12 protein-coding genes are annotated in these 11997 nt (G+C 72.8%); 3 read left to right on the top strand and 9 right to left on the bottom strand.

Annotated features, from left to right (window positions below; translation table 11 throughout):
- Positions 1-5: 5 nt before the first annotated feature.
- Positions 6-1754: a PucR family transcriptional regulator gene (locus ACXAHD_RS08460; RefSeq protein WP_289213071.1), complete on the bottom strand. Its 1749-nt coding sequence runs from the start codon at positions 1752-1754 to the stop codon at positions 6-8.
- A 57-nt stretch (positions 1755-1811) separates the two neighbouring features.
- On the opposite strand from ACXAHD_RS08460, the gene ACXAHD_RS08455 reads away from it, so the two are divergent.
- Positions 1812-2600 (top strand): TrmH family RNA methyltransferase, encoded by a 789-nt coding sequence (locus tag ACXAHD_RS08455; RefSeq protein WP_281567478.1) that lies wholly within the window; start codon positions 1812-1814, stop codon positions 2598-2600.
- On the opposite strand, the gene ACXAHD_RS08450 is transcribed toward ACXAHD_RS08455, so the two are convergent.
- The 3 genes from ACXAHD_RS08450 to ACXAHD_RS08440 form a co-directional block, all read right to left on the bottom strand.
- Positions 2597-3355 carry a hypothetical protein gene (locus ACXAHD_RS08450; protein WP_281555363.1) on the bottom strand — a complete coding sequence of 253 codons (759 nt, stop codon included), beginning with the start codon at positions 3353-3355 and terminating at the stop codon, positions 2597-2599. The genes ACXAHD_RS08455 and ACXAHD_RS08450 overlap by 4 nt on opposite strands.
- Before the next feature lie 178 nt (positions 3356-3533).
- The gene (locus tag ACXAHD_RS08445; RefSeq protein ID WP_281555365.1) at positions 3534-4673 is read right to left on the bottom strand and encodes an SPFH domain-containing protein; all 1140 of its coding nucleotides are present in this window, start codon (positions 4671-4673) and stop codon (positions 3534-3536) included.
- Between the two features lie 47 nt (positions 4674-4720).
- Entirely contained in the window at positions 4721-5179 is a 459-nt protein-coding gene (locus tag ACXAHD_RS08440; protein ID WP_281555366.1) for an NfeD family protein, read from the bottom strand.
- Between the two features lie 171 nt (positions 5180-5350).
- Here ACXAHD_RS08440 and ACXAHD_RS08435 point away from each other — a divergent pair, with 171 nt between their 5' ends.
- Positions 5351-6649 carry a serine hydrolase domain-containing protein gene (locus tag ACXAHD_RS08435; protein ID WP_281567477.1) on the top strand — a complete coding sequence of 433 codons (1299 nt, stop codon included), beginning with the start codon at positions 5351-5353 and terminating at the stop codon, positions 6647-6649.
- Positions 6650-6769: 120 nt separating this feature from the next.
- Here ACXAHD_RS08435 and ACXAHD_RS08430 read toward each other — a convergent pair whose 3' ends face one another.
- Complete coding sequence (locus ACXAHD_RS08430) at positions 6770-7594, bottom strand: DUF3097 domain-containing protein (RefSeq protein WP_281555367.1); 825 nt, start codon at positions 7592-7594, stop codon at positions 6770-6772.
- Between the two features lie 120 nt (positions 7595-7714).
- On the opposite strand from ACXAHD_RS08430, the gene ACXAHD_RS08425 reads away from it, so the two are divergent.
- Complete coding sequence (locus ACXAHD_RS08425; RefSeq protein WP_475049584.1) at positions 7715-8506, top strand: hypothetical protein; 792 nt, start codon at positions 7715-7717, stop codon at positions 8504-8506.
- 42 nt (positions 8507-8548) lie between these two features.
- Here the strand turns inward: ACXAHD_RS08425 and ACXAHD_RS08420 are convergent, their stop codons facing one another.
- The 4 genes from ACXAHD_RS08420 to fabG all read right to left on the bottom strand — a co-directional run bounded on the left by ACXAHD_RS08420 (position 8549) and on the right by fabG (position 11965).
- Complete coding sequence (locus tag ACXAHD_RS08420; protein ID WP_475049614.1) at positions 8549-9385, bottom strand: HAD-IIA family hydrolase; 837 nt, start codon at positions 9383-9385, stop codon at positions 8549-8551.
- On the bottom strand, positions 9325-10365 hold the full coding sequence (locus ACXAHD_RS08415) for a ferrochelatase (RefSeq protein ID WP_281555369.1): 1041 nt from the start codon (positions 10363-10365) through the stop codon (positions 9325-9327). Before ACXAHD_RS08415 ends, ACXAHD_RS08420 begins: the two co-directional genes overlap by 61 nt.
- 52 nt (positions 10366-10417) lie before the next feature.
- Complete coding sequence (gene fabI, locus ACXAHD_RS08410; protein ID WP_281555370.1) at positions 10418-11185, bottom strand: enoyl-ACP reductase FabI; 768 nt, start codon at positions 11183-11185, stop codon at positions 10418-10420.
- 72 nt (positions 11186-11257) lie between these two features.
- A complete protein-coding gene (fabG, locus tag ACXAHD_RS08405; RefSeq protein WP_281555371.1) occupies positions 11258-11965 on the bottom strand; it encodes a 3-oxoacyl-ACP reductase FabG in 708 nt (235 codons plus the stop codon).
- Positions 11966-11997: the final 32 nt, after the last annotated feature.

The raw sequence follows: 11997 nt of genomic DNA, 5'->3' as shown, positions 1-11997 counted from the left end.
AGCGGTCAGGCCGGTGGGCGGGCCCGTACCTCGTCCAGCGCCAGCACCGCGACGTGCAGCGACAGGCACGCCTGCACCGAGTCCAGGTCGACGCCGAGAATCCGCCCCAGCCTGGTCAACCGCTCGTAGAACGCCGGCCGGGACAGGTGCACCGCCGCGGCCGCCGCCGACTTGTTGCGGCCGTGCTCCAGGTACGCCCGCAACGTCGCCAGCATCCGCTCCCGGGGATGACGGGCCTCGTACGCCAGCAGCGCGCCCAGCTCACGCTCGACGAACACCTGCAACCGGGGTTCCTCCCGCAGCAGGTGCAGCAGCCCGGCCAGGCCGACGTCCGGCAGCCGCAGCACCTGGTCGGCGCGGCGGTCCCGGCGGCCGGCCTCGGCCACCTGACGGGCCTCGACCAGGGTCCGCCGGGCCTCCCGGACGCTGTCCACCCCGCTGCCGGCGGCGACCACCACCGGCACCGGCTCGGACCGGCGCAACCGGTGCAGCGCGGCCAGCAGACCGTCCAGCGCCGGGTCCGCCGCCGTGGCGTCCCGGACCGCCAGCAGTACGCCGACCGCGTGCTCGTCCAACGGGCTGGCCAGACCGGTCAGCCCGGCTTCCCGCAACGCCAGGCCGACCGTCTCGGCCAGGTCGCGCAGCCGGGCCTGGACCGCCTCGGCGCTGTCCGCCGCCGGCACCGATCCGGCCCCGCCGGCATCGGTGGCCGCACCGGGCTCGGCACCGGAACCTGCGTCGCGGAACCGGACCGCAACGCCGACCAGGTGCCGACGGTCCAGGCCGACGCCGAGCGCCCGTGCCCGCACCGCCACCTCGTCGACCGGCTGCGACCCGTCCAGCAGCGCGGTCAGCAGCGTCCGGTGAATCTGCCGCTCCAGCCCTTCGGCGTCGCGGCGGATCAGCCGGCCGAGCGCCAGGGTCGACGCGGCCCGTTCGAGCAGGATCGACCACCGCAGCAGCGGACCGCCCGACCCGGTGGACCCGTCGGAGACACCCGAGCCGCAGGAGACACCCGAGCCGCTGAGACCGGCTGCCGGGCAGCGCAGCAGCAGCCGACCCCAGTCCTGGCCCCGGGCACCGACCATGGTCACCAGCCAACCGGTGTCCGCGTGGTACGCGGTACGCCCGGTCGGCTGGATCCGGCGCGAATGCTGCTCCCAGCCGTCCAGCAGCAGCCGGGGATTCTCCCCGACGCTGTGGTAGGCCAGCACCCGACGGGACAGGTTCTCCAGCACCACCGGCGCGCCGGCCAACTCGGCCGCCTGGCGTACCACCTCGGTGGCCTCCGCGCCCTCCACGGACAGCTCGGTGAACCGCTGATGGATCTCCTCGGTCGCCCGCAGCTCGGCCAGCTGGGCGTCCACGATCAGGGCGTGCACCGCCTCGGTGATCAACACGAACCGGGTCTCCCGGCGCAGCTCCACCAGCGGCAGCCCGCGCCGGTGCGCGGCCGCGACCATCACCTTCGGCACCCCGCCGTGGTAGCGGCGGCCGAGCTCCACCACCAGGCCGGCGACGCCGACCTCGGCCAGGTCGGCGATGAAGGCCCGCACGCCGGCGTCGTCGACGGGCAGCCCGATCCCGGTGGTCAGCACCAGCTCACCGCCGCGCAGCAGGCTGGCGATGTCCGGCACCTCGGTAACGTGTACCCAGCGCACCGGTCGGTCCAGACCCTCCTCGGCGGCGACCACCCGGGGTCCGCCGTTCCGCACCGGGTCGAGCGCCAGCACCTCACGGACGGTCGGGAACACCCGCAGAACGCTACCCCGGCGACCGGCACAATGCCCGGTGTGCCAACAACGGAGATCATGGACCCGGACGACGAGCGGATCGCCGACTACCGGGCGCTGACCGACGTCGAGCTGCGGACCCGGTGGGAGCCGCCGAACGGCCTGTTCATCGCCGAGGGCGAGCTGGTCATCGGGCGGGCCCTGCGGGCCGGCTACCGGCTGCGGTCGGTGTTGGTCGACGCAAAGCGGGTCGACCAGCTCGCCGACCTGCCGCCGGACGCGACGGTCTACGCGGCAACCCCGGCGGTGCTGGAGTCAATCACCGGATTCCACGTGCACCGGGGCGTGCTCGCCTCGTTCCACCGCCGGGCCCTGCCCAGCCTGGACGAGGTGCTCGACCGGGCCCGCCGGCTGGTCGTCTGCGAAGGGATCAACACGCACACCAATTTGGGTGCGCTGTTCCGCAGCGCGGCGGCACTCGGCATGGACGCCGTGGTCCTCTCCCCCACCTGCGCGGATCCGCTGTACCGGCGGTCGGTGCGGGTCAGCATGGGCGAGGTGTTCGCGGTGCCGTACGCCCGGGCTGCGGCCTGGCCGGCGGCGCTGGCCACCGTCCGTACCGCCGGGTTCCGGCTGCTCGCGATGACCCCGGCACCGGACGCGGTGCCGGTCCAGCGGCTGGACTCCGCGGCCCGGGCCCGGCCGGCGCTGCTGCTCGGCGCGGAAGGGCCGGGGCTGAGCACTGCGGCGGTCCAGGCCGCCGACGTACGGGTGGCCGTGCCGATGCGACGCGGCGTCGACTCGCTCAACGTGGCGACGGCGGCGGCGGTCGCCTTCTGGGAGCTGTGCCGCGACGACCCGGCTTAACGCGAGCTGGCCGGGGCGGTCGCCGGCACCTGGATGCTGGGCACCATCCGGCCGGCGGACCAGGCCAGGCCGATCCCGGCGGTCAGGGTGAGGACCGCGCCGACGGTCTGCAGCGGCCCGGAGAGCAGCCCGACGAGCCCGAGCAGCGGGGACGCGACGATCAGCAGCCAGCCGTCGAGCCGGTTGAACAGCTCCGAACGCAGCACCGCGGCACCGGCGAGCAGCCAGCCGAAGCTGTACAGTGCGGCACCGACCAGGGCGATCGACCGGGCCGACGTACCGTAGACGGTCGTGCCGTCGGGCAGCCCGACGAACGGCACCGTCAGTGCCGTACCTGCCAGGCCGACCAGCAGCGCCGAGACGGCGGTGCCCCGGCTGCGGGCGGCGGCGTGGATCCCAGCGATCGCGACCAGCGCGACCAGCCCCAGCCAGCTGGCGATCACCCAGGAGGCCAGGTACGCCGGCCGGCCGTCGACCAGGTCGGGTGCCGGGCCGCCGCCGCGCACTCCGCTCAGGCCGCCGATGCCGAACGCGATCGCGTACAGCGGCAACGTCCAGATGGCGACCCGGCTGAACCGGCGGATCGACCACGCCCAGGCGGCGTTGGTTGCCGGGCCGGCCGGGGTGTTCTCGGGTGCGGCGGCGGCTACCACGGCGACACCGGCGTCGCTGCGGGAGACCACCCGTACCGGGCCGGACCGGCCGGCGTTGGACGCGGTGGTCCGGGGTCGGGTGTTCCTGACGGCACGCGTCACGGTGTCGCCTCCCCGCGCTGCGGGGCCCGCACCGGGCCCCGTCGGCTGTGCTCACTGACCGACCGATCGTGACAGCCGCCGACAGCGGTACGCGCGGGTTCCTCGGATTTCAGCCGGTCGGGTCAGCCGGCCCGGCCAGCGCCGGCCGGGCCGGATCGGGTCCTGCCCCGGCTACAGGTCAGCCGCGTTCGGCCTGCGGGCGCTGCTGCTCGGAGTTCAGCTCGCCGAGCAGCTCGGACGCGGGCACCGGCTCGGGCGCCGGCAGCCCGGCCGGCCGGGCCTTGGCGCCGCCGGCCGCCGTACCGCCGCTGGTGACCTGCTCGGCGGCCCGCACCTCGTCGTTGACCCGCTGCGCCTCGGCGGCGGCGGCCTCGGCGGCCTCGGCCGCCTCCCGCTCCACGGCGCTGGAGTCGACCTGCTGCGACGGCGCGTCACCGACCATCTGGCTGAGCCCACCGAGCGCCCCGCCCAGACCTTCGAGGGCCTTGGTCAGCTCGGCCGGGACGATCCACATCTTGTTGGACTGGCCGTTGGCGATCTGCGGCAGCGCCTGCAGGTACTGGTAGGCGAGCACCTTCTGGCTCGGGTTGGCCTGGTGGATGGCGTCGAAGACGGTCCGGATCGCCTTCGCCTGGCCTTCGGCCTGCAGGATCCGGGCCTGCCGGTCACCGTCGGCGCGCAGCACGGCGGCCTGCTTCTCGCCCTCGGCACCGAGAATCTGCGACTGCTTGTGCCCCTCGGCGGTGAGGATCGCGGCGCGGCGGTCCCGCTCGGCGCGCATCTGCTTCTCCATCGAGTCGCGGATGCTCGGCGGCGGCTCGATCGCCTTGATCTCCACCCGGGTCACCTTGATGCCCCACCGGCCGGTGGTTTCGTCCAGCACGCCGGACAGGTGCTGGTTGATCTCCTCACGGCTGGTCAGCGCGCGCTCCAGGTCGAGCGAGCCGATGACGTTACGCAACGTGGTGACGGTGAGCTGCTCGATCGCCTGCAGAAAGTTGGCGATCTCGTAGGTGGCGGCCCGGGGATCGACGACCTTGAAGTACAAGACGGTGTCGATCGACACCACCAGGTTGTCCGAGGTGATCACCGGTTGGGGCGGGAAGCTGACCACCTGTTCCCGCATGTCGACCTTGGCCCGTACGGTGTCGACGAACGGGACGAGCAGGTTGAGACCGGGCGTCAGGGTGCGCTGGTACCGGCCGAGCCGTTCGACCAGGTCCATCCGCTGCTGCGGGACGATCCGCACCGCCCGGATCAGGGTTATCACTGTGATCAGAGCGACCGCCCCGACCAGCACCGCGATCACTAAGTCCATCGTCGTTCACCTTCTCGGCTCGGGAAATTCATGCCGGCTCGGGGTGTTCATGCCGGTCCGCCGCCGGTGACGTCGTCCCGCCAGACCAGCGCGGTGACGCCCTTGACCTGGATCACCTGTACCCGTTCGCCAGGGGCGAAGACCTGGATGCCGTCATACGAGCGGGCGCTCCACAGCTCGCCGTCGATCTTGACCTGGCCGCCGTCGGCATCCACCCGCTCCAGCACCAGCGCCGAGGCGCCCTCGATCGCCTGCACGCCGAACGGCTCCTCGCCACCGCTGAGCGCGGACTGCCGGTGCCGCTGGATGGCCGGCCGGACGGCGACCACGGTCAGCGCCGACACTGCGGCGAAGACCAGCGCCTGGGCGGCCACCGGGGCACCGAGAGCGGCGGCGAACGCCGCGGCGAACGCGCCGGCGGCGAACATGACGAGGAACAGCGTCGCGGTGAATAATTCCGCGACCGCCAGTACGACGCCCAATACGATCCACAGGACGGGTTCCACACACCGATCGTGACATGTATGCGCACCACCGGCGACCCTCGGACCGACAAATCGGGCAGCCATTAGTGAGTCGGACCAATACGGCCACCCTAAGTCACGATCCAACCCACCTGAGTCACGAGCAAGGAGCATGTAGGCGTGTCCGCACCCCTGTCCCCCGACACCATCAGCATGATCGACACTGCGGTCGCCGAGACCCAGTCGAACGGCCGGGCACCCTCCGTCGTCCTCGGCGTGCTCCGGGACCGGCGGCTGGTGCACATCGCGTCCGCCGGTGACCACCCGTCACCCCACCCCGACCTGCAGTACCGGATCGGCTCGATCACCAAGACCTTCACCGCCACCCTGGTGCTGCGGCTACGCGACGCCGGCCGGCTCGACCTCGACGACCGGCTCCGCGACCACCTGCCCGACGCCCCGTTCGAACGGATCACCCTGCGCCAACTCCTCGGCCACGCCGCCGGCCTGCAACGCGAACCGGACAGCGACACCTGGTGGGAACGCAGCACCGGCACCGACGTCGCCACTCTGCTGGCCGGGCTCGGACCGGACAAGATGGCCTTCCCGCCGCACCGCACGTACCACTACTCGAACCTGGCGTACGGGCTGCTCGGCGCCGCCCTGCACCGGATCACCGGCACGCCGTGGAGCGACCTGGTCGCCACCGACATCCTCGGACCACTCGGCATGACCCGCACCACCTACCACCCCACCGCCCCGTACGCCGCCGGCTACGTGGTGCACCCGTGGCACGGCACGCTGCGCGAGGAGCCGCGTACCGACACCCGGGCGATGGCCCCCGCCGGCCAGCTCTGGTCCACCGTCGCCGACCTCAGCCGGTGGGCGGCGTTCCTCGCCGACCCGGACCCGGCGGTGCTGGACCCCGACACGATGGCGGAGATGTGCCTGCCGGTGGCGATCAACGACCCGCAGCGGTGGACCGGCGGCCACGGGCTCGGCCCCGAGCTCTACCGGGTCGGGGAGCGGGTCTTCGCCGGCCACGGCGGCTCGATGCCCGGCTACGTCGCGCTGCTCGCCGTGCACCGTGGCACCGGCACCGCCGTGGTGGCCTTCGCCAACTCGTACGGCTTCGCCCGGGGTACCATCCGCGAACTGGGGCTACGGGTACTGGCCGGGGTGCTGGACCGGGAACCGGTCGCGCCGCGTCCCTGGCGACCGGGCACCCTGCCGCCGCCGGAGATCGACGCTGTCTGCGGCCGGTGGTGGTGGATGGGACGGGAGATGCAGGTTTCCTGGGACGCCGACGCCGCCGAGCTGGTCCTCACCCTGCTCGGGCCGGTCCAGCCGGTGACGTCGCGGTTCGCCGCGCTGGGCGCGGACCGCTGGCAGGGCCGCAGCGGCGCCCAGCAGGGCGAGATCCTCACCGTACGGCGTGGACCGACCGGCACCCCGACAGCGCTGGACCTGGCCACCTTCGTCCTTACCCGCGACCCGGACGACCTCGGCTGACCGGACGACCTCGGCTGACCGGACGACCCCGGCTGACCGGACGACCCCGGCTGACCGGACGACCCCGGCTGACCGGACGACCCCGGCTGACCGGACGACCTCGGCTGACCGGCCGCCGGCTCACTGCGGCGGTACGGTGACGAAGTCGATCAGCCGCTCCATCGCGTTGATCAGCGGCGTCTCCACGTCCTGGTAGCTGTCCACACTGGACAGGATTCGACGCCACAGCTGCGCCGGATCGGCCACGCCGACAGCCGCACAGACGCCTTCCTTCCACGGCTGTCCGGGTGGGATCCGGGGCCACTGCCGCAATCCGATCCGGTCCGGTCTGACCGCCTGCCACACGTCCACGTACGGATGCCCGGTCACCAGGACGTACGGCGAGGTGACCGCGGCGACGACCCGGCTCTCCTTGGACCCGGGGACCAAATGGTCGACCAGCACGCCAAGCCGGCGCTGCGGTCCGGGCGCGAAACCGGCCACCGCAGCGGCCAGCCCGTCGATGCCGTCCAGCGGTTCGACGACGACGCCCTCGACCCGCAGGTCGTCACCCCAGATCCGCTCGACGAGCGCGGCGTCGTGCACACCCTCCACCCAGATCCGACTGGCCTGGGCCACCCGGGCCGGTCGGTGGCCGACCGCGACCGAACCGGAAGCGGTGCGCTGCCGCTGCCGGGGCGCGGCGGGTGCCCGGGGCGGCCGGCGCAGCGTCACCGGCTGGCCGTCCAGCAGGAAACCGGCCGGTGCCAGCGGAAAGTGCCGTCGGCGACCGTGCCGGTCCTCCAGTGTCACCGCGCCGGATTCGAAACCGACGACCGCGCCGCAGAAACCGGAGTCGGCGTCCTCCACCACGAGGTCCGGCTCGGCGTCGACCTCCGGCACCACCCGACGGCGGCGCCAGTTGCCCGCCAACACGTCGTCGCCGTACCGCTGGTCACCACCCACGTCCGGCAGGCTAACCGCACCGGGCGACGGTGGCCCGCCGACGCGCCGACCGGACACCCCGACGGGGACCTGCCGCCCGGTGTCGAGACAACCGACAGCGCGGCACGTACCCTAGCGTGCATGTCCCCCGCAGCAGGCGCGGCGACCCTCGCGACGCGCCGCTCCAGCCGCTTCGTGGCCTGGGTGCGCGCATGGCGCGCCGGCCTGGTGCCGTACGACGAGATCGCCGACGAGATCTCCGGCGACGAGGAGCATCTGGTCGCCGACGCACCCGGTGCCTGGACCGACCTGCCGTTGCGCGACGCGCTGTCCTGCTTCGCGAAGCTGCCACCGGACGAGATCCGGCTGGCGTTGCCGGCCCCCGGCGACCCACGCGGTCTGCCCGGTCCAGGTGAGTTCACCGGCGCCGCGCTGCTGGCCGGCGAGGCGGTGGTGGCCCGTGGGCTGGGCGTCATCCCCGAGGTGCGCTCACACACGTCCGGTTCCGGGGTCACCTTCGAGACGGTGCTGTGGCGGATCTACCCGCTGCCGCAGGAGCTACCCGCCGCCGGGCACGCCGGGCCGAGCGCCGCCGAAGCCGAGGCCGAGCTGTCCACCGCACTGGCCGAGACGACCACGGCGCTGACCCGGCTGGACGTCGCGCACTGGCGGCCGGAGCTGGCCGGGGCGCTGGCCGCGCTGCGCCGCCCGGACGGCGGGATGGACCTGCCACCCGGCTTCGATCCGCGGGCTCGCCGGCTGTTCGCCCGGGCCAGCGTGCTGGACCAGGTGCTGGCGCTCGCCGAGCACGTCGCCCCCGGCGGCGCCGTCAACGGCTACGAGGCCCAGCAGCGCGACGCCGCGCTGCGGCCGCTGACCACTGCCTGCCGCCGGGCGCTGGTCGCCGCCTGCAACGCCCCGCTGCGGCCCTGACTGCCGAGCGCGGCCGGACGCCCCGACCAGATCTCGTCTCGATCAGATCTCGTCGATCAGGTCGGCCACCGACGCGACGATCCGCGACGGCCGGTACGGGTAGCGGTCGATGTCGGTACGGCTGCTGATCCCGGTGAGCACCAGGATCGTCTGCAGCCCCGCCTCCAGCCCGCACAGCACGTCGGTGTCCATCCGGTCACCGATCATCGCGGTGCTCTCCGAGTGCGCGTCGATCGTGTTCAACGCCGACCGCATCATCATCGGGTTCGGCTTGCCGACGAAGTACGGCTCCACCCCGGTCGCCTTCGAGATCATCGCCGCGACCGAGCCGGCCGCCGGCAGCGCGCCCTCGGTCGACGGCCCGGTCGGGTCCGGGTTGGTGCAGATGAACCGGGCACCGCCGTTGATCAGCCGGACCGCTTTGGTGATCGCTTCGAAGCTGTAGGTGCGGGTCTCCCCCAGCACCACGTAGTCCGGGGCGTAGTCGGACAGGATGTAGCCGACCGCGTGCATCGCCGTGGTCAGCCCGGCCTCACCGATGACGTACGCGGTGCCACCCGGCCGCTGGTCGGCGAGAAACTGCGCGGTAGCCAGCGCCGCTGTCCAGATCGCCTGCTCCGGCACGTCGAAACCCATCCGGGTGAGCCGGGCCTGCAGATCGCGGGGGGTGTAGATGGAGTTGTTGGTCAGCACCAGGAACGGTTTACCGGAAGCGCGCAACCGGTTGATGAACTCCGGCGCACCGGGGACCGGTTGGCCCTCGTGCACCAGCACACCGTCCATGTCGGTCAGCCAACTCTCGACGGGCTTACGGTCGGTCACGAGGATCTCCGGGGGGTGGAAGAGGCAATGCAGCAGTTCACCGGGCAGGTGTCCCAGACCGGCAGCGTACCGAGCCGTACCCGGGTGAGGGCGCCGTCCGGGCGCAGCCGTTCCGACACCAGGTCCCGGACCATCGACACGAAGGCCGGGTGGGTGCCGGGGCTGGCCGCCCGGGCGTACGCCAGACCGAGCTCCTTGGCGGTCGCCGCGGCCTCGGTGTCCAGGTCCCAGACCACCTCCAAGTGGTCGGAGACGAAACCGATCGGACTGACCACCACTGCGTCGACCCCCTGACCGGCGAGTTCCCGCAGGTGGTCGTTGACGTCCGGCTCCAGCCAGGGCACCTGCGGCGGCCCGGACCGGCTCTGCCAGACCAGGTCGTACGGCAGGTCCGGGGCGGCGTCGGCGGCGACCAGCCGGGCGGTCTCGGCCAGCTGGGCCTGGTAACGCCCGCCCTCCGGGCCGGCAGCGGCCGCCGCGCTGGTCGGGACCGAATGGGCGGTGAACACCAGCCGGGTACGCCGACGCAGCGCCGGGTCGATCGTGTCCAGCGCGGCCCGGACCGCTTCGACGTGTGGACCGACGAACCCGGGGTGATCGTGGAACTGCCGCAGCTTGTCGATCACCGGGGCGTCCGGGCCGACCGCCGACCGCGCCGCCGCGATGTCCTCCTGGTACTGCCGGCACGACGAGTAGCCGCCGTAGGCGCTGGTGGCGAAGGCGAGGGCGCGGCGGACCCCGTCGTCGCGCATCCGGGCCACCGTGTCGGTCAGCATCGGATGCCAGTTGCGGTTGCCCCAGTAGACCGGCAGGTCGAGCCCGTGGGCGGCGAAGTCGACGCGGATCGCGGCGAGCAGCTCCCGGCACTGCTGGTTGATCGGCGACACGCCGCCGAAGTGCTGGTAATGCTCGGCGACCTCGGCCAGCCGTTCCGGCGGCACGTTGCGGCCCCGGGTCACGTTGCGCAGGAAGGGCAGCACGTCCTGCGGACCTTCCGGGCCGCCGAACGACAGCAGAACCAGTGCGTCGTACGCCATGGGCCCTATTGTTCCTGGTCGGGCCGGGCCGGGCGGCGGCGCATCCCGAAGATCAGGCGCCGATGGCGTGGAAGCCGCCGTCGACGTGCACGATCTCACCGGTGGTCGCCGGGAACCAATCTGACAGCAGCGCCAGGCAGGCCCGCGCCGCCGGCTCCTGATCGGTCAACTGCCAGCCCAGCGGCGCCCGCTCGGTCCAGGCCTGCTCGAAGGCCTCGAAGCCGGGGATCGACTTGGCCGCCATGGTGCGCAGCGGGCCGGCGGAGACCAGGTTGCTGCGGATGCCCTTCGGTCCCAGGTGCAGCGCCAGGTAGCGGGACGCGGACTCCAGGCCGGCCTTGGCGACCCCCATCCAGTCGTAGACCGGCCAGGCCAGGGTGGCGTCGAAGGTCAGCCCGACGACCGCGCCGCCGGGACGCATCAGCGGCAGCGCCGCCATCGCCAGCGACTTGTACGAGAAGGTGGAGATGTGCAGCGCGGTGGCGACGTCGTCCCAGGGCGCGTCGAGGAAGCCGCCACCGAGGCAGCTCTGCGGGGCGAACCCGATCGAGTGCACCACCCCGTCGAGGCCGTCGACGTGCCCGGCAACCTTGTCGGCCAGCCCGGCCAGGTGCTCCGGGTTGGTCACGTCGAGCTCGATCACCGGCGCTTCGGCCGGCAGCCGCTTGGCGATCCGCTCCACCAGCGACATCCGGCCGAACCCGGTGAGCACGACGGTGGCACCGTTCTCCTGGGCGAGCTTCGCCACCGAGAAGGCGATCGACTGGTCGGTGATGACGCCGGTGACGAGCAGCCGCTTACCGGCCAGCAGTGCGGACACAGGTTTCTCCGTTCGGTGTTTCGTAGCCAGGTCGGGTCGGTGCGGTGTCACAGGTCGGTGCGGCGTCGACGGTCAGTGCCCCATGCCGAGGCCGCCGTCGACGGGAATGACCGCCCCGCAGATGTAACCGGCGGAGTCGCCGGCGAGCCACGTCACCGCGGCGGCCACCTCGTCGGCGGTGGCGAACCGACCGGCCGGGATGGCCTTGCGGTACTCGGCCTTGCGCTCCTCGGGCAGCGCCGCCGTCATGTCGGTCTCCACGTAGCCGGGGGCGACGACGTTGGCGGTGATGTTGCGTCCGCCGAGTTCGCGGGTGATCGACCGGGCCATGCCGACCAGGCCGGCCTTGCTCGCCGCGTAGTTGACCTGACCGGGCGAGCCGAGCAGGCCGACCACCGACGAGATGAAGATCAGCCGGCCCCAGCGGGCCCGCAGCATCTTCGTCGAAGCGCGCTTGGCGCAGCGGTACGCGCCGGTCAGGTTGGTGTCCAGCACCGAGGTGAACTGCTCCTCGGACATTCGCAGCAGCAGCGTGTCGTCGGTGACGCCGGCGTTGGCGACCAGCACCTCGACCGGCCCGAGCTCGGCTTCGACCGCGCCGAAGGCCTGGTCGACCGAGTCGGCGTCGGTGACGTCGCAGCGTACGCCGAACAGGCCGGCCTGCTCGGCGAAGCCGGACCGGTAGGTGACCGCGACCCGGTCGCCCTGCTTCGCGAACGTCTGCGCGATCGCCAGGCCGATGCCCCGGTTACCGCCGGTGACCAGTACGGTGCGGGCCACGTTCCCCCCTCGTCGTCGATGATCCGGCCTTG

The organism is Micromonospora sp. ABR4_055 (genome assembly GCF_056160425.1).
This window is presented reverse-complemented; position numbering and strand designations above follow the sequence as displayed.

Coding starts and splice junctions, on each gene's coding strand:
- ACXAHD_RS08445 (WP_281555365.1), bottom strand. CDS start 4,673: ATGGACTTAGTGATCGCGGTGCTGGTCGGGGCGGTCGCTCTGATCACA.
- ACXAHD_RS08425 (WP_475049584.1), top strand. CDS start 7,715: ATGTCCCCCGCAGCAGGCGCGGCGACCCTCGCGACGCGCCGCTCCAGC.
- ACXAHD_RS08415 (WP_281555369.1), bottom strand. CDS start 10,365: ATGGCGTACGACGCACTGGTTCTGCTGTCGTTCGGCGGCCCGGAAGGT.
- ACXAHD_RS08435 (WP_281567477.1), top strand. CDS start 5,351: ATGATCGACACTGCGGTCGCCGAGACCCAGTCGAACGGCCGGGCACCC.
- ACXAHD_RS08455 (WP_281567478.1), top strand. CDS start 1,812: ATGGACCCGGACGACGAGCGGATCGCCGACTACCGGGCGCTGACCGAC.